General features: G+C 67.6%; 20 protein-coding genes. 9 read left to right on the top strand and 11 right to left on the bottom strand.

The genetic code is table 11. The features are described 5' to 3' along the window. Positions 1-17 precede the first annotated feature (17 nt). Both AC1EJR_RS00445 and AC1EJR_RS00440 read right to left on the bottom strand, forming a co-directional pair. The gene (locus AC1EJR_RS00445; protein ID WP_255370791.1) at positions 18-989 is read right to left on the bottom strand and encodes a GlxA family transcriptional regulator; all 972 of its coding nucleotides are present in this window, start codon (positions 987-989) and stop codon (positions 18-20) included. A 4-nt stretch (positions 990-993) separates the two neighbouring features. Beyond that, complete coding sequence (locus tag AC1EJR_RS00440) at positions 994-1,566, bottom strand: CBS domain-containing protein (protein WP_477113116.1); 573 nt, start codon at positions 1,564-1,566, stop codon at positions 994-996. 286 nt (positions 1,567-1,852) lie between these two features. Here AC1EJR_RS00440 and AC1EJR_RS00435 point away from each other — a divergent pair, with 286 nt between their 5' ends. Then, complete coding sequence (locus AC1EJR_RS00435; RefSeq protein ID WP_092294117.1) at positions 1,853-2,467, top strand: flavodoxin family protein; 615 nt, start codon at positions 1,853-1,855, stop codon at positions 2,465-2,467. A gap of 67 nt (positions 2,468-2,534) precedes the next feature. Here AC1EJR_RS00435 and AC1EJR_RS00430 read toward each other — a convergent pair whose 3' ends face one another. Next, a complete protein-coding gene (locus AC1EJR_RS00430) occupies positions 2,535-4,238 on the bottom strand; it encodes an FAD-dependent oxidoreductase (protein ID WP_477105198.1) in 1,704 nt (567 codons plus the stop codon). A gap of 215 nt (positions 4,239-4,453) precedes the next feature. Here AC1EJR_RS00430 and AC1EJR_RS00425 point away from each other — a divergent pair, with 215 nt between their 5' ends. Further along, the gene (locus AC1EJR_RS00425; RefSeq protein ID WP_477146860.1) at positions 4,454-5,467 is read left to right on the top strand and encodes a LysR family transcriptional regulator; all 1,014 of its coding nucleotides are present in this window, start codon (positions 4,454-4,456) and stop codon (positions 5,465-5,467) included. Here the strand turns inward: AC1EJR_RS00425 and AC1EJR_RS00420 are convergent. Then, positions 5,427-6,335 (bottom strand): LysR family transcriptional regulator, encoded by a 909-nt coding sequence (locus tag AC1EJR_RS00420; RefSeq protein WP_092294123.1) that lies wholly within the window; start codon positions 6,333-6,335, stop codon positions 5,427-5,429. The two genes, AC1EJR_RS00425 and AC1EJR_RS00420, sit on opposite strands and share 41 nt — an antisense overlap. A 106-nt stretch (positions 6,336-6,441) precedes the next feature. Between AC1EJR_RS00420 and AC1EJR_RS00415 the strand changes: the two genes are divergently transcribed. Continuing rightward, positions 6,442-7,191, top strand: a complete 750-nt coding sequence (locus AC1EJR_RS00415; RefSeq protein ID WP_477113115.1) for an SDR family NAD(P)-dependent oxidoreductase — start codon at positions 6,442-6,444, stop codon at positions 7,189-7,191. A gap of 76 nt (positions 7,192-7,267) precedes the next feature. Here the strand turns inward: AC1EJR_RS00415 and AC1EJR_RS00410 are convergent, their stop codons facing one another. Beyond that, a complete protein-coding gene (locus AC1EJR_RS00410) occupies positions 7,268-8,914 on the bottom strand; it encodes a hypothetical protein (RefSeq protein WP_477113114.1) in 1,647 nt (548 codons plus the stop codon). Positions 8,915-9,127: 213 nt separating this feature from the next. Further along, entirely contained in the window at positions 9,128-9,565 is a 438-nt protein-coding gene (locus AC1EJR_RS00405) for an Lrp/AsnC family transcriptional regulator (RefSeq protein WP_477146787.1), read from the bottom strand. Between the two features lie 118 nt (positions 9,566-9,683). On the opposite strand from AC1EJR_RS00405, the gene AC1EJR_RS00400 reads away from it, so the two are divergent. After that, positions 9,684-10,595, top strand: a complete 912-nt coding sequence (locus AC1EJR_RS00400) for a DMT family transporter (protein ID WP_477146786.1) — start codon at positions 9,684-9,686, stop codon at positions 10,593-10,595. On the opposite strand, the gene AC1EJR_RS00395 is transcribed toward AC1EJR_RS00400, so the two are convergent. After that, complete coding sequence (locus AC1EJR_RS00395; protein ID WP_477113112.1) at positions 10,587-11,471, bottom strand: aldo/keto reductase family oxidoreductase; 885 nt, start codon at positions 11,469-11,471, stop codon at positions 10,587-10,589. The two genes, AC1EJR_RS00400 and AC1EJR_RS00395, sit on opposite strands and share 9 nt — an antisense overlap. Before the next feature lie 114 nt (positions 11,472-11,585). Here AC1EJR_RS00395 and AC1EJR_RS00390 point away from each other — a divergent pair, with 114 nt between their 5' ends. Then, the gene (locus AC1EJR_RS00390) at positions 11,586-12,476 is read left to right on the top strand and encodes a LysR family transcriptional regulator (protein ID WP_092294135.1); all 891 of its coding nucleotides are present in this window, start codon (positions 11,586-11,588) and stop codon (positions 12,474-12,476) included. 1 nt (position 12,477) lies between these two features. Here the strand turns inward: AC1EJR_RS00390 and AC1EJR_RS00385 are convergent, their stop codons facing one another. Continuing rightward, a complete protein-coding gene (locus AC1EJR_RS00385) occupies positions 12,478-15,945 on the bottom strand; it encodes an autotransporter domain-containing protein (protein ID WP_477113111.1) in 3,468 nt (1,155 codons plus the stop codon). Positions 15,946-16,680: 735 nt separating this feature from the next. On the opposite strand from AC1EJR_RS00385, the gene fur reads away from it, so the two are divergent. Both fur and AC1EJR_RS00375 read left to right on the top strand, forming a co-directional pair. Continuing rightward, positions 16,681-17,127: a ferric iron uptake transcriptional regulator gene (fur, locus tag AC1EJR_RS00380; protein WP_092294139.1), complete on the top strand. Its 447-nt coding sequence runs from the start codon at positions 16,681-16,683 to the stop codon at positions 17,125-17,127. Between the two features lie 126 nt (positions 17,128-17,253). After that, positions 17,254-17,661 carry a hypothetical protein gene (locus AC1EJR_RS00375; RefSeq protein WP_454758128.1) on the top strand — a complete coding sequence of 136 codons (408 nt, stop codon included), beginning with the start codon at positions 17,254-17,256 and terminating at the stop codon, positions 17,659-17,661. A 21-nt stretch (positions 17,662-17,682) separates the two neighbouring features. Here the strand turns inward: AC1EJR_RS00375 and AC1EJR_RS00370 are convergent, their stop codons facing one another. Next, positions 17,683-18,594 carry a DMT family transporter gene (locus tag AC1EJR_RS00370; protein WP_441591199.1) on the bottom strand — a complete coding sequence of 304 codons (912 nt, stop codon included), beginning with the start codon at positions 18,592-18,594 and terminating at the stop codon, positions 17,683-17,685. A gap of 560 nt (positions 18,595-19,154) precedes the next feature. On the opposite strand from AC1EJR_RS00370, the gene AC1EJR_RS00365 reads away from it, so the two are divergent. Beyond that, on the top strand, positions 19,155-19,481 hold the full coding sequence (locus AC1EJR_RS00365; RefSeq protein WP_092294144.1) for a PadR family transcriptional regulator: 327 nt from the start codon (positions 19,155-19,157) through the stop codon (positions 19,479-19,481). Positions 19,482-19,607: 126 nt separating this feature from the next. On the opposite strand, the gene AC1EJR_RS00360 is transcribed toward AC1EJR_RS00365, so the two are convergent. Continuing rightward, a complete protein-coding gene (locus AC1EJR_RS00360) occupies positions 19,608-21,101 on the bottom strand; it encodes a putative bifunctional diguanylate cyclase/phosphodiesterase (protein WP_092294146.1) in 1,494 nt (497 codons plus the stop codon). Positions 21,102-21,410: 309 nt separating this feature from the next. Here AC1EJR_RS00360 and AC1EJR_RS00355 point away from each other — a divergent pair, with 309 nt between their 5' ends. Beyond that, positions 21,411-23,264, top strand: coding sequence for a sensor domain-containing diguanylate cyclase (locus tag AC1EJR_RS00355; protein WP_477113110.1), 1,854 nt, complete (start codon positions 21,411-21,413; stop codon positions 23,262-23,264). A 60-nt stretch (positions 23,265-23,324) separates the two neighbouring features. Here AC1EJR_RS00355 and AC1EJR_RS00350 read toward each other — a convergent pair whose 3' ends face one another. Then, positions 23,325-23,696, bottom strand: a complete 372-nt coding sequence (locus AC1EJR_RS00350) for a hypothetical protein (protein WP_092294150.1) — start codon at positions 23,694-23,696, stop codon at positions 23,325-23,327. Between the last annotated feature and the right edge of the window lie 83 nt (positions 23,697-23,779).

Below are 23,779 nucleotides of genomic sequence, written 5' to 3'. Positions count from 1 at the left end.
GACGTACAAAAAGAAGGCTAGCGGTTCACCTGCAGGCGGTATTCGCTGGGGGAGAGGCCGAAGTGGCGCTGGAAGGTCACGCGCATGCGCTCCTCGCTGCCGAAGCCGCATTCGTTGGCAATCTGGTCGATGGCCCGGTTCTGGTCCTGGAGCGCCCGCCGGGCGGCTTCGAGCCGGAACAGCTCCACGCCCTTGGCCGGCGTGCGGCCGGTCTTCTGCTTGTAGACCCGTGCGAAGTTGCGCGGGCTCATGCCGACATAGTCGGCCAGCTGCTCGACGGAAAGCTCGGCCCGGGACAGGTTTTGCACGATCCACATATGGAGCGACTCGAACACCGGCACCTGCCGGCTCTGCGTGATCAGCATCTCGCTCAGTTGCGGTTGCGCGCCGGGCCGCTTCATGTACACCGCGAGTTCCTTGGCGGTGTTCAGCGCCACCTCGTGGCCGTAGTCGGCCTCCACCATGGCGAGCGCGAGGTCGATGCCGGTGGTGACGCCGGCCGAGGTCCAGAGATGCTGCTGTTGCACGAAGATGGCGTCGGCGTCCAGGTCCACGCTGGGAAACAGCTCGTGGAAGCGGTCGCGCATCGCCCAGTGGGTGGTGGCACGCTTGCCGTCGAGCAGGCCGGCGAAGCCCAGCAGGAAGGCGCCGGTGCACACGGACGCCACGCGCCGCACCTTGCACGGCGCGTCGTGCAGCCAGGCGATCAGCGACGCGGAATGCTGGGCTACGTCGATGATCTTCGGGGAGCCCGGCACGATCACCGTGTCGACAAGGCGCAGATCGAACGTCTCCAGCGACTCGACCTGCAGCATCGTGCCTTCCGCCGACGGTACGGCGCCCCCATCCAGGCTGGCGGTATGACAACGGTAGCCCGCCAGCCCGTGCTCGTGCGCGTAGCGGGAAGCGGCCCAGAACACGGTTTGCGGTCCGGCCAGGTCGAGCAGGCTCACTTCGGGATAGACCACGAAAAGAATATTGCGTGGCATCTGTTCAATGTTCCCTGCGTACGGCGTAGGTGTCTGGCCCATGGCTGGTAGCGCTGAAATCGGTGGATGTTAAGTCTTGCGGACAATCTGGCGCAAGACCGTGACGGGCGGATGTCGGGCTGCCTGGTGGACCCGGCGGACCCGGCGGCACGTGGCGCAGATCGATCACGGCCTGCATCAGCGCAGGGCGTTCGACCATGCCGAGGTAGGCACCGTCCCGGGTCACGACCAGCGGGTCCGCCGGGTGCCGGTGCAGCGTCGGCGTCAGTGCCCGCGCCAGCTCGATGACCGTGGCATCGATGCAGAGCCGGTGCGGCGCGTGCGAGACGAACTGCACGCAGTGTTCGCGATGGATCCAGCCCCGGTAGCACGGCAGCCGCACCACATCGCCAATCAGCTCGCGGCAGATCACCCCCACCGGCACCTCCCCCCTCAGCACGGCCACCGCGCTGGCGGTGGGATGCTGGGCCAGGATCCGCAGCGCGTCACCCAGGGACTGCGTGTGCTGCACGGCGGGAATTCGGCGCAGCAGGGTCGGCAGCACAGCCGTTGGCACGCGATACGGGTCTTGTCTCATCGGGGAGTCGGGGGGCCCACGCTGGCGCAGGCTGGATCGGGACACTGTCAGAGCGAGTCTAGTCAGGCGCGGGATGGTGAACAAGACACCTGGCGCGGCCACGAAGTTTCCCCGTACGCACCAATCGCCCGGCCGATGCCCGGTACGTGCCGAACGCGGCGGGCAGCTTGGCAGGAATTATGGGAACGCTGTCATTTACGTCACATTGGCCCCTAATTACCATCGAAGCAAGTCCAGAACAGGCCGAAAAACCGGCCGGCATCGAAGTCTTTAGTGAGAAGCAAGCATGAACAATGCAGTACGCGTCGCGGTGGTGTACCACAGTGGGTATGGTCACACGCGCCGACAGGCGGAAGCCGTGCACGCGGGCGCCGCCAGTGTCATGGGGGTAAGGAGCGTGCTGATTCCCGTGGAAGACGTCGACGCGCACTGGAAGGACCTGGAATCGGTCGACGCGGTCATCTTCGGCACGCCCACCTATATGGGTAGCGCCTCCGCGCAGTTCAAGGCGTTCATGGACGCCTCGTCGCAGACCGTGTTCGCCACCGGCGCCTGGAAAGACAAGGTGGCCGCCGGTTTCACCAACGCGGCCTCGCGCTCCGGTGACAAGCTGAACACGCTGCAGCAACTGGCGATTTACGCCGCGCAGCTCGGCATGCACTGGGTCAACCTGGGCCTGCCGCCCGGCCACAACCACTCCGGCTCCACCGAGGACAGCATGAATCGTCATGGCTACTTCCTTGGCGCGGCGGCCCAGAGCGATGCGGATGTCTGCGCCGATGACGGCGCCACCGCGGCGGACCTCAAGACTTCAGCCTACCTGGGTGCGCGCGTGGCGCGTGTGGCCCTGCAACTGGCGGCCGGCCGGGCCGAGCTGGCCAAGCTGTCGCTGGCGGCGTAATCACCGCGGCGGCCCGCGCACCGGCTCCGGGTGGGTGCCCTAGGTGGGCACCCTCAGGTGGGCACGCTCAGGCCGCTTCCTGCGCGGCAGCCAGGTAGCCGTGAATCTGCGAGACGACCACAGCCCCTTCGCCCACGGCGGTGGCCACGCGTTTGGTCGATCCGGACCTCACATCGCCGATGGCGAAGATGCCCGGCACGCAGGTTTCCAGCGTGTTGGTCGGCTGTCCGGCCAGGGTGCCTGTCAGCACGAAGCCCTTCTGATCCAGGCCCACCTGGCAACCGCCCAGCCATGCCGTATTCGGGTCGGCGCCGGTGAACAGGAACACATGCTGAATCGCTTTCTTCTCTTCCACACCCGTCTCGCGGTTGCGGAGTACCACGCCGGTGAGCCGGGCGTCGCCGCTCAGGTTCGTCACTTCGGTATGCGCATGGACGGTGATGTTGGGCTGCGCGGCGATGCGGTCGATCAGGTACCGGGACATGCTCTGTTCGAGGCTCGCCCCCCGGATCACGATATGCACGTGCGCGGCGTGCGCGCCGAGGAACACGGCGGCCTGGCCGGCCGAGTTGCCGCCGCCCACCAGCACCACTTCCTGGCTGGCGCAGAGCTTGGCTTCCACCGGCGATGCCCAGTAATAGAGTCCCCGGCCCTCGAACATCGCCCGGTTCGGGATCGGCGGGCGACGGTAGGCGGCGCCGCTGGCGATGATCATCGTGCGCGCGCGCACCGTATCGCCGGCCTTGGTACGCACCTTGTGCACCGTGCCGCAGTCCAGCCGGGCGACTTCGACGGGGCTCGCGATATGCGCGCCGAACTTCTGCGCCTGGGCGTAGGCATTGGCGGTCAGCGTGTGGCCCGAGATGCCCGCCGGAAAGCCGAGGTAGTTCTCGATGCGCGCGCTGGCGCCCGCCTGCCCGCCGGGCGAGAGGGCGTCCAGCACGATCACGCGCAGGCCTTCGGACGCCGCGTAGACGGCGGCGGCGAGTCCCGCCGGGCCGGCGCCGATGATGCCGACGTCGTAGACGCGGTCCTTGTCGAGTTCGGGCAGCAAGCCGAGGCAGGCCAGCACCTGCGTGGTATCGGGCCGGCGCAGCACCGTGCCGTTGGGGCAGATCATCAGCGGGAGGTCGGCCTCGTGGGCGTCGAACTTGCGCAGCATGCCGGCGGCGTCCTCGTCGGTGTCGAGATCGAACACCGAGTAGGGGTAATTGTTGCGGCGCAGCAAGGCCTGGAGTTCGACCATGGCGGCGTCGCTGCCGTGGCCGACCAGCGACGGGCCGCGCCCGCGCTGGATCATCGCCGTGCGGCGCAGGATCAGCGCCTGCATGATCAGTTCGCCGAGCACCGCCTCCGCCACCATCAGGGAGCGCAGGCAGGCCGGGCGCACGACGATGGCGCGCACATCCTCCATGGCGATGCCGTCCACCAGTTCCGGCATGCCGGAAAGCTGGCCGATCTCGGCCAGGAAGTTGCCCGGGCCGTGTTCCGTGACCAGCGTGCTGTCGCCGATGCCGTCACGCTGGACGATGCGCACCCGCCCTTCCACCACCAGCACCAGCCCGCTGGCCGGGTCGCCGGTGCGCACCACCAGTTCGCCGGCACGCCAGGTCCGTTCAGCGCCATAAGGCGCGATCCGGGCGATGTCTGCGGCGGTCAGGTGCGGGTACATCTGCCGACGATGAAACGCAATGACCGGAGCGCCCGGTTGCTCTCCCGACGCATCGCCAGCGGCGGTGGCGGAAGTGAGGGGGTTCGGGAGGGTGTCCATGGCGTTTTCGAGGGTGAGGTGGGCTTGGATTGCAGAGTAGCAGTCCGGCCMCGGAAACTCAGTCATGCACTCGGCGACTCCCGTACGACTTACGTATATCGATCCGCAACCGCTTCGACTGGGGAACAGCAGGAATGAACCGATCCGACACATTGGACCCGGCGGCAGGCGTGGCATCGATCGTCCCGGCGACGCCCTTGGCGCCCGGGGAGGCCATGGAACGTGGCTTCCGCGTCAGCCTCCCGAATCGCGCCGATGCGCTGTCCACGGGCTTTGCGGCGAGCTACGCCGGCATCATGGCCTTCATGGCGGTGGCCAGCGAGGGCAGCTTCGCCAAGGCCGGCGAGCGCCTCGGCATCGGCCGCTCGGCGGTGAGCCGCAACGTGCAGAAGCTGGAGACGCAGCTGAGCACGCGGCTGTTCCTGCGTACCACGCGCACCACACAGCTGACACGCGAGGGCCAGCGCTTTTTCGAGAATTGTCATCAGGGCGTCACGCATATCGTCGAGGCCATGAACGACATGCTGGAGCTGCGCGAAGGCCCGMCGCGCGGCATGATCCGCATCAGCGCMACCGTGGGCTTTGGCCGGAAGGTGGTGGCACCGCTGCTGGAGCCATTCATGGCCGCCTATCCCGAGATCGCCATCGAATTGCTGCTCGACGACCGGCCCACCGACTTCGCCTCCGAGCAGGTCGACGTGGCCTTCCGCAACGGGCGCATCGAGGACTCCAGCATCATCGCCAAGCAGCTGATTCCGATGCAGATGGCGCTGTGCGCGTCGCCCGCCTACGTGGCGCGGCACGGCCTGCCCGATGCGCTGGAAGACCTGAGCCGGCATACCTGCATCAACTTCCGCTTTGCCAGCGGGCGGGTCTTCGAATGGGAGTTCAAGGTGGAGGGGCAACTGCGCAAGGTCATGCCGACCGCGCGGCTCACGTTCAACGACGCCGACCTGGTCCTGCATGCGGTCCTGCAGGGCTGGGGCATCGCGCAGCTGGCCGGGTACCAGATCGCCGAGCCCCTGGCCGCCGGGCAACTGGTGGTGGCGATGGGCCGCTACGCGCCCGACGACCGCGGGCACTACCTCTGCTACCTGAGCCGGCAGCACCTGCCCACGCGCATCCGCGTGTTTATCGACTTCATGACCGATGCGATCCGCGCGCAGGCGCTGAACTGCCTGACCGACTTCAACCCCGAGCCGGATCTGATCCCGGCGCCGATCGGTTGAGTGCCGCCGCGACGAAGTCGATGAACACCTTCGCGCGGGCGGGCAGGCGCCGCCCGAAGCTGTGCAGCACCTGCAGCGGCACGGGCCGCAGGCCGACATCGGGTAGCACCACGCGCAGGCGGTCGGCGTCGAGATCGGCCTGCACAGCCGTGCGCAGGATCTGGGCGATGCCCAGCCCGTTGACGGCGGCGGTGCGCAGCGCCTCGCCGCTGTCCGAGTCGAACGCGCCTTCCAGCGGCACGCGCGCCCCATCGGCAAAGGCGATCGGCACCACCTGCCCGGCCAGCCGGTAGCGCACGTGCCGGTGCGCGGCCAGATCCGCCACCGTGCGTGGCACGCCGTGCCGCTCCAGATAGTCCGGGGAGGCCACCAGCACCAGCGGCAGGTCCGCCAGCGGCTTGGCGAACAGGCCGCTGTCGACCACCTGCCCGGCGCGCAGGGCCAGGTCGAAGCCTTCACGGATCAAATCGACATGCTGGTCGCTGACGCTGACCTCCAGCGCCAGCCGGGGATGGCGCGGCATCAGGATCGCCGTGACCGGCCCCAGCAGCGAGCGCGCGAGGTCGCTCGGCATGCTGATGCGCAGCGTGCCCACCGCCGTGGACGGGGTGCCCAGCACCTCGGCGGCCTCCTCCAGCCCCCGCACCAGCGACGCCACGCGCCCGTAGTAGGCCTGCCCCTCGTCGGTCAGCTCGAAGGCGCGCGTCGAGCGGTGGAACAGCTTCACGCCCAGCCGCGCCTCCAGCCGCGCAATGCTCTTGGACACCGCCGAGGGCGTGGTGCCGAGCCGCCGCGCGGCGGCCGTGAACGAGCCCGCTTCCACGGCGCGGACGAAGGCGGACAAGCCATGCAGGCGTTCGATCGACATTGATGACAGGTTGGCACAAGTGATGGGTCTATTGTAGGGCTGGGAGGCCCCGGCCCGCTCTGGCTAAATGCGTAGGCAAACCCATCAGGGTTATCGAGGAACGCATATGAACACGCTAGCAGGAAAGGTCGCCGTCGTTACCGGCGGCAACAGTGGCATCGGTTTCGCCATCGCCCGTCAATTCGTCGACCAGGGCGCCCATGTGGTGATCGTCGGGCGCCGCAACGACGCCGTGGAGGCCGCCGTGGCCGAACTGGGCGCGAAGGCAGTCGGCCTGACCGGCGACATCGCCGATCTCGCCACCCACGACCGCGTGGCCGCCCTCGTTGCCGAGCGCTTCGGCAGCGCCGACATCTACGTGGCCAACGCCGGGATGAACATCATCACCGAATCCGCACAGGTCGGCATCGACGAGTACGACACCCACTTCGCCACCAACACCCGGGCGGTGTTCTTCGGCGTGCAGAAGATTGCGCCGGTGCTGCGCAACGGCGGCGCGGTGCTGCTGGTCAGCTCGATTGCCAGCGGCAAGGTGCTCGACGGCCACGCGGTCTATGCCGGCAGCAAGGCCGCCATCGAAGCGTTCGCGCGGAACTGGGCGCTGGAGTTCAAGGGACGCGGCATTCGCGTCAACGTGATCAGCCCGGGCCCGACCGAGACGCCGATCCTGGCCAAGCTGGGCGTCGGCCCGGCCGAGCGCCCCGGCTTCGAGGCCGCCATGGCCGCCGCCATCCCGCTGGGCCGGCTGGGCCGCGCCGACGAGGTGGCATCGGCCGCCGTGATGCTGGCAGGCAATGCCGGGAGCTTCATCACCGGCGTGAACCTGCGCGTGGACGGCGGCATCTCGCTGACCTGAGCCGGCTGATCCGGGCGCAGAAACGAAGAAGCCCGCCGGAAGGCGGGCTTCTGTCATGCGTACAGCGGTGTAGTGCTTACTGCGGACGGTTCACCGAGATGTCGAAGAACGGCACCGGCGCGCTGAGGCTGATCATCACGCCCACGCCGGTGTTGTTCAGCGTCATGGCAATGCCCTCGCGCACGCTGGCGGCGGCCGCGCGATAACGCAGGCCCGGCAGCGGGCTGTTCTGCGTCCAGGTGTCCGGACGGCCGTCGCCGCGCAGGCGCGAGTAGACGCCGGTCACCGGATCTGCCGCAGTGATCGTCGTCGACGCCTGTTCCATCAGGATCGTGCCGTCGGCGAAGGCCGTGGTGTCCCAGTACGAATTGGTCGTGCCGACCACCGGCACCGCGCGCGCGATCGCCTTGGTGGCGACCACGATGCCGTTGCCATGCGAGATCACGGCGGTGATCAGGCCATCGGTGCCCTTGAAGGCCACGGCTTGCGCCACACCGCCCGAGGTATAGGTCAGGCTGAAGCCGCCCTGGGGGTTGGCAGAGACCTCGGCCAGTTCCTCGGCGGCCCATGGCGTGCAGGCGCTGGTCCCCGTGCAATCCGAGCCCGCGGTCATCTTGCCGTCCGCGTTCAGGGTGAACGTCACGCGCGTCGGGGCGAACGCCACGGTGGAGTCATCCCGCTCGAAGCCCAGGCCGTTCCAGTTGCCGGCCAGTTCCGCCAGCGGCAGGGTCTGCGCCGGGACGATCAGGGCGGGAATGACGCCGGAGGTGGTCGGCGGCACGAACATGCCCATGCCCGACTTCGCCATCATGATGTCGAACCCGTATGGGGCGATGCCGGCAGCGAAGTGGCAGTCATCGCCGCCAACGGGCGTAAGCGGCAGGGCGGGGCCCGGTTCGGCATCCGGGCTGAAGCTGGTCAGCGGGATGAGCGACGTGGTGTTGGCGTCAAACTTGAACGCACCGCCACCGCCGCCTACCGCCATCAGGAAATAGTTGCCCGTGCGCAGCCCCGCGCAGGTGGCCGAGGCCGGCTGCAGGATCGTGCCGATGGCGGTTGCACCGGCGTTGCTGCCCACCGCTGCCGACAGGTCGGCCAGCGTGGTCTTCGCCGTGGCCAGGCGTGCCATCAGTTGGTCCAGCAGCTTGTCCAGCGCATTGCCGGCGTTGCCGCCATTGGCGGCCACCAGCGGTGCCTTGAACGGGTCGATGCCCGTCAGGTCGACCACGCCGGTCAGGACCAGGCTCACGGCATTGTTGGCCTTGGTCAGGCCGTCCGCGGTGATGAGGTTCTGGGCATTCTTGTCGAACTGGGTGAAGAAGGTCGTGGTGCTCCCGCCCGCCAGCGAGGCGGTCAGCAGTTCGGTCAGCGGCGTGATGTTGGCCACGGCGCTGGTGCCGGAGCCGCCTTCCACCACCGAGTGCAGCGTCGTGCCGTCCGGCGTGGTCACGGCCAGCACGCACGGACGCACAGCGTTGTCGATATTGAGGGTGAACGTGCCGTCAGCGGCCGTGGTGGCCGTGCCGCTACCCGTGGCGCATTTCGCCTGGACCGTGGCGCCAGCCAGCGCCGCACCGACCGCAGCCGTGCCGCTGATCTTTGTGGTCACCGGCGCGCTGCCCGAACCGCCGGCCGGCGTGCTGGTGATGCCATCCCCGGAGCCGCCGCCGCAGGCCGAAAGCACCGCAGCCGCCAAACCCGTCAACAAAATCCTCGATTTCATCCCTGACCTCTTTCTTATGATGTCTTTCCCCGCGCAGCGACCCGCAGCGCGTACCCGCGGGCAAATCTACGATGCCCGGCGGCGTGGAGTGTCAGGGAGTGGTCTTGCGCCGGCCAACCCGCTGTGGGGGGATTGACAACACAACAGGATTGGCACATTTCGGCGACTTTGTCTCAAATCGCAATAATGCGTTATTCGACACCTGAATCCTTGTCAGAGCGGCGGCAGCCGCCGCCTGACCGGCTGGGATTTGACGATGGACGAACTGGTCTCCGCCATATCGGTAATCCGCTCGAGAATATGGTCCAGGTGTTCGATGGAGCGGAGGTACAGCCGTCCGATAAAGCAGTCGTCCCCGGTCACCTTGTCGCATTCGCCGAATTCGGGAATCGATTCGATCAGCTTCTKCACCTGCTGGAGCTTCCCCGGCAGCGGCCGGATGCGGACGATGGCCTGCATCGGGTAGCCGAGCGTGCGCGGTTCGGCATCCACGGTAAAGGCGCGGATCACCCCGCGCTCCTCCAGCCGCCGCAGCCGCTCCGACGCCGCCGGCGACGACAGCCCCACCTGCTCCGCCAGCGCCTTCACCGGCATGCGCGCGTCCTGCTGGAGCAGCGCCAGGATACGGCGGTCCAGATCGTCGATCGACATAGGAAATTTCCCCCTTTTGCCTAATTAAGTAAGGAATATAGGCGACTTGCCTACATTCCGGCATGGGCAGCGGGCGGACGACCTCGTAAACTGCCTAGCCTCGATAGGAGGATTCGCAGTGGACGAGCGCAAACGCGGGATGATGGAAATGGTGGCGGCGATGGTCATCTCCGGCACCATCGGCTGGCTGGTGGTGGTGTCGGGCCGCCCGGTGACGCAGGTGGTGTTCTGGCGCTGCGCGTTCGGCGCGGCCGTGCTGCTGGCGGTCTGCGCCGCCAAGGGCTACCTCAAGCCGGGCACGCTGAACCGCCGCCAGTTGCTGCTCGCGGTGGCGGGCGGCGTGGCCATCGTCGCCAACTGGCTGCTGCTGTTTTCGGCCTACGCGGGGGCGTCCATCTCGATTGCCACGGCGGTCTACAACACCCAGCCGTTCATGCTGGTGGCGCTCGGCGCGGTGTTCCTGCGCGAGCGGCTCACACTGGCCAAGCTCGGCTGGCTGCTGCTGTCCTTCGGCGGCATGCTGCTGATCGTGCAGGCCAAGCCCGGCGCCGGCGCGCCGCACGGCGACTACCTGGTCGGCATCCTGCTGGCGCTGGGCGCGGCGTTCTGCTACGCGCTGGCCGCGATGTTTGCGAAACAGCTCAAGGGCACGCCGCCGCATCTGATCGCCCTGATCCATGTGATCGTCGGCACCGTGATGCTGCTGCCGATGGCGGTGTMGTCGGATTTGCCGTCCGGCCTCGTGCCGTGGGCCACGCTGACCACCATGGGCGTGGTCCATACCGGCCTGATGTACATCCTGCTCTACGGCGCGATTCAGAAATTGCCTACGCACCTGACCGGCGCGCTGTCCTTCATCTATCCGATCGTCGCCATCCTGGTGGACCGGGTGGCGTTCGGCCACCAGTTGCACCCGACCCAGTTGGTCGGGGCGACGCTGATCCTGCTGGCCGCCGCCGGCATGACGCTGGGCTGGCCATGGCGCAAGCCGGCAGCAATGGTGGAGGTGGAGGGCAAGTCCTCAACGTGAGGCGGGGTCCGGCGCGCCGATGCGGTCGAGCGCCGCGAGCACGTCCGGCGCCGGCGCCAGCGTGGCTGCCTGCAGGTTTTCGCGCAGATGGCCGACCGACGAGGTGCCCGGGATCAGCAGGATATTGGGCGACCGGTGCAGCAGCCAGGCCAGCGCCACCTGCATCGGCGTAGCGCCCAGCGAGCGCGCGATATCCGCCAGCGCCGTGGACTGGATCGGCGAAAACCCACCCAGCGGGAAGAACGGCGTGTAAGCGATGCCCTGCCGCGCCAGATCGTCGATCAGCGCCTCGTCGTGCCGGTGCACGAGGTTGTACTGGTTCTGCACGCAGACAATCTTCGTGATGCGCTGCGCCTCCGCCACCTGCGTGGCAGTGACATTGCTCAGACCGATGTGGCGAATCAGGCCCTTTTGCTGCAGTTCGGCCAGCGCCACCACCTGCCGCTCCAGCGATCCTTCGGACGGCGCGTGGATATCGCCCATCGCCCGCAGATTGACGATATCCAGCGCCTCCAGCCCCAGGTTGCGCAGGTTGTCGTGCACGCCGCGCGCGAGGTCTTCCGGCTCCAGCGCCGGAATCCAGGCGGCATCCGCGCCGCGCACCGCGCCCAGCTTGGTCACGATCAGCAGATCGTCCGGATACGGGTGCAGCGCCTCGCGAATCAGCTGGTTAGTGATATGCGGGCCGTAGTAATCGCTGGTGTCGATATGGTTCACGCCCAGCGCCACGGCCTCGCGCAGGACGGCGATGGCGGCGTCGCGGTCCTTCGGCGGGCCGAATACGCCGGGGCCGGCCAGTTGCATCGCGCCGTAGCCGAGGCGGCGAATGGTCCGACCGGCCAGCGAAAAGGTGTTCAGGGGTTGGGATGCCGACATGACGCGCTCCTTGGAAGTGGGTGAAGCGAGTATGAGAGCGATTGCGCTGTTCGATAATCCCATCTAGATTGCACAGGTTGTTCAATAATCTGCACAGTCCGTGCCATTGCTGCGATGGAATTCAACGACCTTGCCGCCTTTGTTTCAGTCGCCCGCGCGGGCGGGTTCCGGGATGCTGCACGGATCGGCGGGGTATCCGCATCGAGCCTGAGCATTGCCGTGCGCCGGCTGGAAGCGCGGCTCGGCCTGCGGCTGCTGAACCGCACCACGCGCAGCGTGGCGGCGACCGAAGCCGGGCTGCGCCTGCTGGAGAAGCTGACGCCGCTGTTCAGCGAGATGGAAGCCTCGCTCGACGTGCTGAACCTGTTCCGCGACAAACCCACCGGCACGCTCCGGCTCAACGTGCCGTCGAGCGTGGCCACGCTGGAGCTGACCGCGCTGCTGCCCCGCTTTCTTGAGACTTATCCCGATATCCGCGTCGAGGTGATCGTCGAGGACAGCTTTGTCGATCTGCTGACGATTGGCTGCGACGCCGGCATCCGCTATGACGAGCGGCTGGAGCAGGACATGATCGCCGTGCCGATTGGCGCGCGCGTGCAGCGCTTTGCGACGGCTGCGGCGCCGTCCTATCTGGATCGGCACGGCCGGCCCAGCCATCCGCGCGAACTCCTCGGCCATGCCTGCCTGCGCGGCCAGTTCGCGGGCGGCGCGATGCCGCCGTGGATCTTCGAGCGCGATGGCGAGGTCGTGACGCTGGACCCGCCCGGCCCGCTGGTCGTGAAGCCGGCCGCCGCCTTCCACCTCGCCTTCGAGATCGCCCTGGCGGGCGGCGGCGTGGTCCATTTCTTCGAGGGCGGCCTGCGCCGCTACCTCGATAGCGGCGCGCTGGAGCCCATCCTGGAGCCGTGGTGGCAGACGTTCTCCGGACCGTTCCTCTACTACCCCGGCCATCGCCACGTGCCCGCGCCGCTGCGCGCTTTTATCGATTTCGTGAAGGCGGCGTAAATCAGAACGGCGCCGCCAAGGTCAGCCGCACGCCCTGCTGCAATCCGCCCATGCCGAACATCACGTTGTAGTCCAGCCCGAAGCGCATCGAGCGGGTGCGCAGCTTGGCGCCCAGACCCACCTGCACGCGGTCGCGACCGTACGGCGAGCCGTTCACAGTGTAGGCCGGCCCGGCGCCGGCCAGGTCGGCATAGGCCAGCCCGGCCCCGCTCTGGCCGTTGAAGTCATGCTGGAATTCGACCCGCGCGAACGGCAGGAACAGGCCCCAGCGCGTGGGCTGCGCGTACTCGGTGCGCAGGCCCAGCGTGCCGGACACCGCGGTCACGGTCTGCCCGAAGTAGGTCAGCGAACTGAAGCCGGCGCCCGTTTCCGAATACCGGTCGAGCGTGCTTTCCGAGACCGACAGGCGGCCGTAGGGCGACACCAGCCACGCCGAGTCGCGGTACTCGTAGCCGGTGGAGACCGAGGCGAAGACCTGATGCCCGTCGCGGCTGCCATAGGCGAAGGCGCTTTCGTCGCCCACCCAGCGGCGCGAATCGAAATTCAGCGAGCCGTAGCCGGCCACCCCGTCGATAAACAGCGAGGGCTTCGGGCGATAGCTGCCGTAGAGCGCCACGCTGAAGGCGTCGGCCTTGCTTTGCGTGCCGGAGGCCCCGACGTCCGTCGAATCGCGCCCGTAGCCAAAGCCGAGGCCGAGCGTGAATTCGTCCGAGAACCGGTAGTCCGCGCCGGCGGTCACGCCGCCCGTGGTGAAGCGGAAGCCAGACCGTTGCGCCGTGGTGTTGGCGAAGCCGAAGTCCACCGTGCCGGCGGTCCAGAAGGCCAGGCGGATATCGTCATTGTCCGGCGTCGACGCGGCGCCGGCATTCGGCAGGTCTGGTGCGGTGCCCTCGCCGGTCCCATCGCCGGCGCCGGCTTCGGCGGCCACCGCGGCCTCGCGCGATCCCGCTCCCCTATCCATCCCACCGCGCCGGCCCGTGTCGGCCAGCCGGCTCGCGGGCAGCACGCCGCGCAGGCAGGCATCGCGCGCGGTCAGGTTCTGCTCGGACTCGCAGCGCCGCGTATCGCCCTCGGTGCGCGGCATCTGCACCGTGATCTGGTTGCCAGACGGCGCCCGGCCCTTGCCGTGCAGCTGCTCCAGACGCTGGTTGTAATTGCTGAGCTGCGCCGTCGCAAAGCGGCGCGCGGCCTGGATCTGGGCGTTGATCAGGCCCGAGACGTCCGGGTCGGTCGACGGATCGCGGCGCGCGGCCACGCTCAGCTCGAGCACGGCTGGCGACGAGGTGGCGATGGCATTGCTCAGCGTGTAGGTCACCACGGCGGCGCCCGAGAACGCGGCAGCCGGCGTGAACGTCACCGTGTAGCCGGCGGCGGCAGCCACCTGCTTGTCCGCGCTGGCGGGGCTCTTGGTCGCGCTGGCGGCCACGGTGGCACTGCCGGCGTTGGCCGGCGTCACCGAGACGATGGTCACGCCCGTGAACGGGCCACCCGTGGCGCCCTCGGTCACGTCCACGCTGACCGGCCGGTTGGCGAGGGTCGAGAGCTGCCGCTGGGCCACCGCGATCGGCACCGCGTTCACGTTGACGGTGACCGTCACCGGCGCCGAGGCCCCGGCGCTATTGTTCAGCGCGTAGGCGAACGTCACCGCGCCCGAGGTGGTCGGCGTGGGGGTGTAGACAATGTCCAGCCCATTGACGACCACGCTGCCACTGGCCGGCGGCGTGGTGATCGTCACGCCCGAGAACGGCGCGCCCGTGGCGTTGGCGGCGGCATGGATCGTCACTGGTCCGTTGGAGGCCGTGGTCACCGCCACCGGCGGCGCTGTGGGAATCGTCTGCGCCGTGGCCAGCGTGAAGCTGCGGGTGGTGGTGAATGGCGCGCCCACCCCCGTGCTGCTGTCCATGATCTTCACGGTAAAGGTGGAGGCGCCCGGCGTGGTCGGGGTACCGCTCAGCACACCAGTGCTCGCGTTCAACGACAATCCGGGCGGCAGCGTGCCGGCCGAGATGCTGAAGGTGTAGGGTGCCACACCGCCAGCGCCGGTCAGCGTCTGGCTGTAGGCGGTGCCGAGGGTCGGCGTGGGTAGCGTGGCGGGCGACAGCGTCAGCGTGGGCGTTCCCACGATCAGCGTGTAGGGCCGGCTGCCCGTGTATGGGCCGCCGCCGGTGCTGCTGTCCGTGGCGGTTACGGTGACGTTGAAGGCGCCACTCGCTGTCGGCGTCCCCGACAGCAAGCCCGCCGGGGACAGCGTTACGCCAGCCGGCAGCGCCCCGCTGGTCACGGCATAGGTATACGGCGCCGTGCCCCCACCTGCCGTCAGGACCTGGTTGTAGGGCGCACCCACGGTGCCGTTTGGCACGGCCGTCGGACTCATGGTCACCATCGGCACGCCGACGGTCATCACGTAGCTCTGCGTAGTCGAGAAGCCTGCGGTGTCGGTCGCGGTGATGCTGAAAGCGACAGCGCCGCCCCCGGTTGGCGTGCCCGCTAACACCCCACTCGGGCTTAGCGCCAGCCCGGACGGGAGCGTACCGCTCGTCACGGCATAGCTGTACGGCGCGGTCCCGCCGCTTGTCGACATGGTCTGGCTGTAGGCGATGGCGACCACGGGAGTCGGCAAGGTGCTCGGACTCATCGAGAGGGTTGGCGGAAGGACCGACAACGTCAGCGGACTGCTCGTCTTGGAGAACGGGCCGACACCTGTGCTGCTGTCGGTCGCTTTGACCGTGAAGACGTAGGTGCCGGCGCTCGTGGCCGTGCCGGCCAGCGTACCGTTGGAGGCGAGGCTGATCCCAGACGGCAGTGCGCCTGAGGCGAGCGTATAGGTGTACGGCGCGGCGCCGCCGGACGCCATGGCCAGCGACTGGCTGTACGGCACGCCTGCGGTGGCGGCGGTTGGCGAGGGCAGCGCATAGTTGATCGTCGGCGCCGAAACCGTGACCGTGACCGTGGCCGGCGCCGAGGTACCCGCCCCGTTCGTCGCCGTGTAGGTGAAGCTGTCCGGGCCGGCATAGCCGGCAGTGGGCGTATAGGTGATCGTCGTGCCCGACGGCGTAGCGGTGCCATGGGAGGCCCCCGTCGCCACCGCGACGCTGGTGGCCGCGCCGCCGGTCAGATTCAGCGTGATCGGGTTGTTGGTGCTCCCGTAGGCCACCGTGGCGGATACCGCCCCCGCCGTGGGCAGCGTGACATAGGTGAACCTGTCTGCGGCGCTGATGGCGCTGGTGCCGTCTGCCGTGGTCACGGTCACATCGACCGTGCCGGCGGCCCCGGGGGGCGCTGTGGCGGTGATATTCGTCGAACTGCCCACGACGAAGCTGGCCGAGGTCGCGCCGAACCTGACGTCGGGTATGCCTGTGAAATCGGTCCCGATGATCGTCACAATCGTGCCGCCGGCGGTGGATCCGCTGGAAGGGCTGATCGACGTCACCGTGGGCGGCACCGCCCATGCCAGTTGCGCGACAGCCATCAGCCACAGCGCCAGGATCGTTCCCAGCCATCGCCGGAAGACCCTCGCCATGCCCGTGGACCCTGCGCGCGCCACCCCTGCGGCGCCGTGCTGGCAACCGCCTCGTTTTTTGTTGTTTTGCACCCGATTTCTCCCGCAACCCCGCTTTTATTTAGGGGGCTGTTCTTTTTTCAGACCGGGCAGACCATAAGCGAAAGTGGCGCCTACGGCATCCCCCCTATTGGGTACTGTCGCCCGTGCAGCGGCCGCTTTGTCCATTTTTCACAACGGACTCGCCCATCAAAAATTCCTGAAAATTCCTCTTGAAATGAGATCGATTCCCATTTACACTGCTTTCACTGTCTGACGAACGGCACCGCCGGCGCAGACAAAACAGTTTTCAGGGCGTGGCAGCAATGCGGCGCCTGTTACCGACTTTTGTGGGGACCGCTCCGACACACGGAGCGTTTGGTAGTAGCCAGTCGCAGGAAGATCGGGAAAACATCCAGACCCCGTTTTCCCGATCGCGTCATCCTGCGACAAGCCAGGCCACCTTTTTATTCCGCGCGCCGTCAGGCACGGCGCGCCGCCCGGGACGGGCTGCCAGTCTGCGTCGTCCGGCCCGGGTGCTTCTCGCCTGATTTCCAGCACGCCTCGGCCGGTGGGCCATCGATACCTCGATACCCGCGCCCACCGCCTTCGGAATCCTCGTGGAGTCAACTAACTGAGCGCACCCCGCCCGGTGCGAGCCGCCGCATGTCCCTGTCATCCGTGAAGTCCAGCCCTACCCCTCTCCAACGCGCCGGCCTCAAAGCCACGTCGCCCCGCATGCATGTGCTGGAGGCGTTCCGGCGCAGCGACCGCCGCCACCTGAGCGCGGAAGATGTCTACCGGATCCTGCTGGCGCAGGAAGTGGATGCGGGCCTGTCCACGGTCTATCGCGTGCTGAACCAGCTGGTGCAGGCCAATATCCTCCTGCGGCACACGTTCGAAGCCGACCACGCCGTGTTCGAACTGAACGAAGGCGGCCACCATGACCACCTGATCTGCGTGAGCTGCGGGGTGGTGGAGGAATTCCGTGACGAGGGGATCGAGCAACGCCAGCGCAAGGTGGCGGCCGAGAATGATTTCGAGTTGCGCGAGCACATGCTGGTGCTCTATGGCCTGTGCCCGGCCTGCCAGGTGGTGCCGGGAAGCGAGTAATCGGCCGGGCAGAAGTGCCGGCCGGATCTCTTACAGAATTGGCCGATTCTGTTACAAATGTGCGTGAATAGTAATACGCCAGATGGGTAGAGTGGAGTCATAACCTCTCACCCCCTGGTGAATACTATGAACAAGCGTCCTCTTTCCCTGCTGGTTTTCGTCGCTGGCGCCGCCGCGCTGGCAGCTTCCACTGCCGCCGTGGCGCGCGTCGATATCGACGTCAACCTCGGCGCGCCGGCCCCGGTCTACGTGGCACCCGCTCCCGTCTATGTCGAGCCCCGTCCGGCCCCGGTCTACATGCCGCCGCCGCCGGTGGTCTATCGTCCGGCGCCGGTGGTGGTGGCGCCGGTCGTGATCGGCTGGCATGGCGATCGCTACTGGGATGGCGGCCGCTGGTATGACCGCCGCCAGTACCAGGCGTGGCATCGTCACGACAACGGCCATGGCTATGGGTATGGCCGCGACCGTCACGATGACCATCGCGGCCATGACGACCACCGCGACCATGGTGACCGTGGCGACCACCGCCACTAAGTCAGACCAATAAGCCAGTCGTCAGGAGCTTGCCGCAGCGGGCTTGACCGCCGGCGCGGCCGGCTTCAGCACCAGCCAGACCGCCGCGCCGATCAGCAGCATTCCGGCGGCATGCGCCCACGACAGCGTCTCGCCCAGGAACATCCAGCCCCAGACGATGCCGAACGGCGGAATCAGGAAGGTCACCGTCAGCGACCGCACCGGGCCCAGATCCGCCACCAGCCGGAAATACAGCACGTAGGCGATGGCCGTGCAGACCATGCCGAGGCCGAGCATGGCCGCCCACACGCCCAGGCCAGCGGCCGGCAGCGTGTTCTCGCGCACCAGCGCGGCCAGGCTGAACGGCAGCAGGAACAGCGTCGCGCCGACCATGCTGCCCGCCGCCACGAGCCGGTTATCCAGGCCGCCGCGCGCGGTGATCCAGCGGCGCGTCAGGAAGCCGGCCAGCCCGTAGCACGAGGTCGCCACCAGGCAGGCCAGCGCGCCGAGCAACACGTCGTGCGAGAACACCACCGGGCCAGTGCGCGTGAGCACCGCCACCCCGGCCAGCCCGATCAGCACCCCCATCCCCTTGGCGCGCGTCAGCTTCTCGGCGAAGAACAGACTGCCGATCAGCACGCCCATCAGCGGCGTCATGGCGTTGAAAATGGCCGAATAGCCCGCCGGCAGCCACAACGCAGCCACCGAATACATCACGAACGGGATACCCGAGTTGATGATGCCCAGCGCGATCACCGGGCGCCACTTGCCCTGCATATCCCATTTCACTTTCATCAGCATCAGGCAGGCCGCCAGCGTGACGGCACCGATCAGCACGCGGAAGAACGCTGTCGGCAGCGGCCCCAGCACCGGCGCGCCGATGCGCACGAACAGGAAACTGGCGCCCCAGATGGCGGACAGCGACAGCAGACGAATCAGGTCGGAGGGTTTCATGGGCTTCGTGAGAAGCAACGATTCGGGCGCCTGCCGCGAAACCGTTGCGCATTGGATACAAAACGACGAAAAATCGATCGATATGCCCCGTGCCGTAGGTTGATTGAACAACACGACGCGCGACACCGTACTGCCATTACACCGCGCCCGACGGCAGGCTGCGCGCTGGAATCGGACCTGATCCTGACCACGAAAATGGCCAAAGAACACGCGCTAAAAGTCGCAAAGTCTGCCCAAAAGTGGGGCAAAGATCACCATTGTTGCGGAATCGCCGCAGAATCGCTTTCGGATGCCTTTCATACCTACCCCCCATATGTGGGGAGCCCTAGCACAGGGCGTGACATCGCGTATTCGATTCCGCTAAACTCTGTTCTGCGCCAGAGTTAATTGACCCCTCCGACGCATTCCCGACAAGCCGCCAGGCAACCCTGGCGGCTTCTTTTTTTTCTGCCGTCGGAAAGCGCCTATCGTATGCGACTTCGGCATCTCTTGGGCAGCGCCGCAGCGCGCGCGGTAAAATCCGCGTCAACCGCCAGTCCCCCCTTTGCGTTGCCTGCCTCATGAAACGACAGTTCCTCGGCTTGTTAGCCCGCGTCTACGTCTTGCAATTCGCCATGGAGGTGCCCGCCACCGTGGCCATGCTTGCAGAAATGCTGATGGAGTACGGATTCCAGGTGGATATCGGCACGGTGCGGCCTTTGCTGCGCGCGTTGCAGATGGATGGGTATCTGGAAAGTGTATTGCGCGACGGTATCGGGCGGGTCTACCAACTGACCGAACAGGGACGCGAGGAACTGGCGAGCAGCCGGCTGCGCATCGACGAACTGTACCGCCGGCTCCATTCGCCCAACGGCGAGGACGCGGCGGCGTCCATCGTCAACGGCTGAGCCCCGACTGATCCCCAGACAAGACAAACCCGGCTGTGCGCCTGAGCGCCAGCCGGGTTTTTTCATGGCCACAGCGAACCTGAAGCGTACCCGTTTCTGCGGCGCCGGATGGGTGCCGGAGGGGCCTCAGGCGACGCGCGAGAAGCCGTCCCCGGCCAGCAACAGGTCGCGCAGCGCGTTCAGCCCCAGCGGTTGGGAGAACAGGAAACCCTGCACCGCGTCGCAGCCCTCGCCACGCAGGAAATCCAGCTGCGCGGTCGACTCCACACCTTCCGCCACCACGTGCAGGTGCAGTTGATGGCCGAGCGCGATGATGGCGGCCGCCACCGCGCGGTCGTGGCCGGGCACGGCCAGGTCATCGACAAATGACTTGTCGATCTTGAGCTTGCTGATCGGCAGCCGCGTCAGGTAGCCCAGGCCCGAATAACCCGTGCCGAAGTCGTCGATGGACACACTCACGCCCAACTGGCGCACGCGCCGGAACGACTCGATCGTGGTCTCGCCGCCATCCACGAGAATGCCTTCGGTGACCTCGATGGTCAGGCTCGGGGCCGGCAGGCTGGCCGCCTGGAGGCAGCGCGCGACGGTCTCCGGGAAGTCCGCCCGGCGCAGTTGCAAGGGCGAGATGTTCACCGCCACGTCGATGTCGCGGCCCAGTTCGTTGCGCAGGGTCTGGATGTCGCGGCATGCGGTGGCCAGCGTCCACTCGCCCAGCGCGTCGATCATCCCGCACTGCTCGGCAATCGGGATGAATTCGGATGGCTGCATCACGCCGCGCTCGGGGGTTTCCCAGGCGATCAGCGCCTCCACGCCCACCACGTTCAGCGTGGCGAGGTCGACGATGGGCTGGTAGCGCAGCCGGAATTCCTGTTCGGCCAGCGCGCGGCGCAGCAGCGCCTCGATCGTGAAGCGGGTCAGCGAAGCCTCGGCCATCTCGCTCGCAAAGCGCCGCAGCTGCGCCCGGCCGCCGCGCTTGGCCGCGTACATGGCCGAATCGGCGGATTTCAGGAGGTCGGTCAGCGTCTCGCCATCGTCGGGATAGATCGCCATGCCGAGCGAAGGCGTCACCCGCAGCGGCTGCCCGGCCAGGTGCCCGGCCAGCTGCAAGCCTTCGGAGACGCGCGCCAGGATCTTGGCCGCCGTCAGTTCGGCCTCGCTGTCATGGCGCAGGCCGCCCAGCACCACGGCGAATTCGTCGCCGCCCATGCGTGCCACCACGTCGCGCGGCTGCACCGTGCCGCGCAGGCGCTGGGCAATCGTGCGCAATACGTCGTCGCCCACCGGGTGCCCGAGGGTTTCGTTGATGTGCTTGAAGTGGTCGAGGTCGAGCAGCAGTAGCGCCACGCGCTCGCCATGGCGGCGCGCATCGTCGAGGACGGCCTCGGTGCGGCTGTGCAGCGCGGCGCGGTTCAGCAGCCCGGTCAGCGCATCGTGCTGCGCCAGATGGCGGATGTACTCGTCCACGCGGCGGCGTTCGGTCTGGTCCTGCGTCGCCTGGGCCTGGGTCACCTGCCCGGACGCCCGGCGGCTCCACCAAGCCCGCGCCGCCCAGCCCGCCAAAGCGCCGCCCGCTGCAACCAGCAGCCAGGGCAGAACGGGCAACCACGCGGACAAAGTCATGAAGGCAGGATAAAAGACGGTGGAAAATGGCGCCGGCCCCCCCTCGTTTGGGGGGCAATTTCGACACGCCGGCCGCACTATACCGTGCCGGCCCAACGGCGCACAGTGCTTCCGCACACACATGCGCGGGCCGCCAGCAGAAATGCGCGGCCGTTGTCAACGCCGTTTCTCCCGGCTGACTCAAACGGGTGATGCGTGATAGGTTCCCCCCGCTGCCGCACCCCCGGAATCAGGCACGGGAAGTGCGTGAGCAGCATTGTTTTCCACTCCCGCGCGCCCTCGCCCTCCGTATTGCCCGCGTTTGTCAGCATGCCCCGCATCCAACCCTCCCTGAAGGCGCGCATCGCGCTGATCACCACGGTGCTCGCCGCCGTGCTGGGGACGGGCATCGTACTCGGCTCGCTCTATTACGCGCACCGGGACCTGGAGGACGCCCTCCAGAACCAGCAGGACTCCATCGTCAAGCTTTCTGCCGACCAGCTCGACACGGCCATGGACGACCGCATCGTGATGCTGGCCCATATGGCACCGCAGATCGGCGCGGTGCTGGAGGGCGCACACGGCCGGGCTCGGGAGGACGTGCGCGCCGACCTGCTCGACGTCATCGGCAAGACCATCCCGGTGCCGGCGGCGTTCAATTCGGTGGTGGTGACCGATGCCACGGGCAGCGTGCTGACATCCTCCGGCCCGCCGATCGAGGTGTCCGACCGCGACTACTTCCGCGAGGCGGTGCGCACGCTGAACCCGGTGGTGGCCGCGCCGATCCACGCGCGCGTCGATGGCACGATTGGCGTGCTGGTGGCGATGCCGGTGGTCTCGGCGTCGAAGCAGTTCCTCGGCCTGGTGGGCGGCTGGCTCGATCTGTCGCGCTCGAACTTCCTGGTCGAGATCGCGCGTAGCCGGCTGGGTAGCACCGGGTTCTACTGTCTGGTGTCAGCGGGTGCCAAGCCGGTCTACGTGCAGCATCCGGACACCCGCCAGGCCCGCCAGCCGGCCCGCGCCGTGGGCGACACCTGCGGCGAGACGGAGCGACGCTTCCTGATGATGGCGGGGCTGGTGCTGGGCGGCGTGGCACTGGCGATCTGGCTGGCGGTGCGGCGGCTGCTCATGCCGCTGTCGCGGCTGCATCAGGTGGTGCAGGCCAGCGCCGACGACGCCGACGCCTTCGAGCGCCTGCCGCGCCGCCCCCAGCGCGATGAAATCGGCGACGTAACGCGCGCGTTCATCCGCCTGATGCGCGATGTGCGCCAGCGCGGCCAGCAACTGGCGCGCAGCGAGCGCCGGCTGCGCGCGGTCACGGACAACCTGCCTTCGCTGCTGGCCTTTGTCGACAACGACGAGCGCTACGTCTTCAACAACATCGCCTACGAGCAGGCATTCGGCATGCCGGTGGAGGCGATCCGGGGCAAGACTGTGCGGGAGCTGCTGGGCGAGGAGCGCTACGCGCTGGCGCGCCCCTTCCTGCAACAGGCGCTGGCGGGCGCGGTGATCACGTTCGAGAGCGAATACCGCACGCCGCAGCCGCACTGGATGGAAATGAGCTACCGCCCCGAATGGAGCGAGGACGGCAAGCAGGTGGTGGGGGTGCACATCCACGTGCAGGACATCACCCAGCGCAAGCTGGAGCACCAGCGGCTRGCGCGGATCTCCCAAACCGATCACCTGACGCAGCTCGAGAACCGGAGCGCCTTCGAGAGCCAGCTCCACGCGGCCATGGCGCGCAGCCGTGATGAGAATAGTCTGATAGCGCTGCTGTTCCTCGACATGGACCGCTTCAAGGCGGTGAACGACGCGCACGGCCATGCCACGGGCGACATGCTGCTGCAGTCGTTCGCCCTGCGCGTGCGCCGCTGCGTGCGCGACCAGGACCACGTCGCACGGCTGGGCGGCGATGAATTCGCGGTCATCCTGGAAGACATCCCCTCGCCCGCCACGGCCCAGCGCATTGCCGAGTCCATCCTGGACTCCATCGGCCAGCGCTTTTACTTCGACGGCGTGATGGCCGATGTGGACGTCAGCATCGGCGTGGCGCTCTATCGCGGCAGCCCGATGACGGACGAGACGCTCAAGCGCATGGCGGACGCGCTGCTCTACCGCGCCAAGGCGCTCGGCCGGGGCCGCTACGAGATTGGCCCGGCGGAGCTGATGGCGCTGGAAGCCTGACGCCCTGAAGGGGCATCACCGGCGGACTTTCGGCGCTGAAAGCGCCACCCGCCCGGGGGCTCAGTGCTTGGTCGAGTCGTCGGACGCGTCCGATGCCTGCGGCGCGGCCTCGTCGAACGGCACGTGCCGGCCATCGGCCGACTGGTAGCCCAGCCGCGCGCTCTCGCCCATCATCCGCTCGTAGGCCAGCATGGCCTCGGCCACCGCCTGGGGTTCGCCCTTGAATACGACTACATCGTTGCCGCAGCTCGGGCACTCGCCGCCGAATACGGCGTCGATGCCGCGCAGGCCGGGGGCCGGAATCGCATCGAAATTGGTGAACGAGGTCTTGCACGCGCCGCAGACCAGTTGTGCGGGCCGCAGGGCGTCGATTCGTGCCTGCGCCTGCTGCGCCCGTTCCTCGGGCGTGCCCCGCCGTTTTGCTTCACCCATGATGCCGTCCTTTCTCGCAGCTTATCGCTGCCAATTTGCAACTTCTTCACGCTTCTCCGGCCATTCAAATCGATGGACCGGAA

The sequence above is a fragment of the Cupriavidus sp. 05T42 genome, from assembly GCF_056396345.1.
Note: the sequence above shows the minus strand (reverse complement) of the source record. Positions and strands in the feature narration are given on the sequence as shown.

Excerpts from the sequence above, each read along its gene's own strand:
- AC1EJR_RS00445 (WP_255370791.1), bottom strand. The coding sequence starts at position 989 with ATGCCACGCAATATTCTTTTCGTGGTCTATCCCGAAGTGAGCCTGCTC.
- AC1EJR_RS00440 (WP_477113116.1), bottom strand. The coding sequence starts at position 1,566 with ATGAGACAAGACCCGTATCGCGTGCCAACGGCTGTGCTGCCGACCCTG.
- AC1EJR_RS00435 (WP_092294117.1), top strand. The coding sequence starts at position 1,853 with ATGAACAATGCAGTACGCGTCGCGGTGGTGTACCACAGTGGGTATGGT.
- AC1EJR_RS00430 (WP_477105198.1), bottom strand. The coding sequence starts at position 4,238 with ATGGACACCCTCCCGAACCCCCTCACTTCCGCCACCGCCGCTGGCGAT.
- AC1EJR_RS00420 (WP_092294123.1), bottom strand. The coding sequence starts at position 6,335 with ATGTCGATCGAACGCCTGCATGGCTTGTCCGCCTTCGTCCGCGCCGTG.
- AC1EJR_RS00415 (WP_477113115.1), top strand. The coding sequence starts at position 6,442 with ATGAACACGCTAGCAGGAAAGGTCGCCGTCGTTACCGGCGGCAACAGT.
- AC1EJR_RS00410 (WP_477113114.1), bottom strand. The coding sequence starts at position 8,914 with ATGAAATCGAGGATTTTGTTGACGGGTTTGGCGGCTGCGGTGCTTTCG.
- AC1EJR_RS00395 (WP_477113112.1), bottom strand. The coding sequence starts at position 11,471 with ATGTCGGCATCCCAACCCCTGAACACCTTTTCGCTGGCCGGTCGGACC.
- AC1EJR_RS00390 (WP_092294135.1), top strand. The coding sequence starts at position 11,586 with ATGGAATTCAACGACCTTGCCGCCTTTGTTTCAGTCGCCCGCGCGGGC.
- AC1EJR_RS00385 (WP_477113111.1), bottom strand. The coding sequence starts at position 15,945 with ATGGCTGTCGCGCAACTGGCATGGGCGGTGCCGCCCACGGTGACGTCG.
- fur (WP_092294139.1), top strand. The coding sequence starts at position 16,681 with ATGTCCCTGTCATCCGTGAAGTCCAGCCCTACCCCTCTCCAACGCGCC.
- AC1EJR_RS00375 (WP_454758128.1), top strand. The coding sequence starts at position 17,254 with ATGAACAAGCGTCCTCTTTCCCTGCTGGTTTTCGTCGCTGGCGCCGCC.
- AC1EJR_RS00370 (WP_441591199.1), bottom strand. The coding sequence starts at position 18,594 with ATGAAACCCTCCGACCTGATTCGTCTGCTGTCGCTGTCCGCCATCTGG.
- AC1EJR_RS00365 (WP_092294144.1), top strand. The coding sequence starts at position 19,155 with ATGAAACGACAGTTCCTCGGCTTGTTAGCCCGCGTCTACGTCTTGCAA.
- AC1EJR_RS00360 (WP_092294146.1), bottom strand. The coding sequence starts at position 21,101 with ATGACTTTGTCCGCGTGGTTGCCCGTTCTGCCCTGGCTGCTGGTTGCA.
- AC1EJR_RS00350 (WP_092294150.1), bottom strand. The coding sequence starts at position 23,696 with ATGGGTGAAGCAAAACGGCGGGGCACGCCCGAGGAACGGGCGCAGCAG.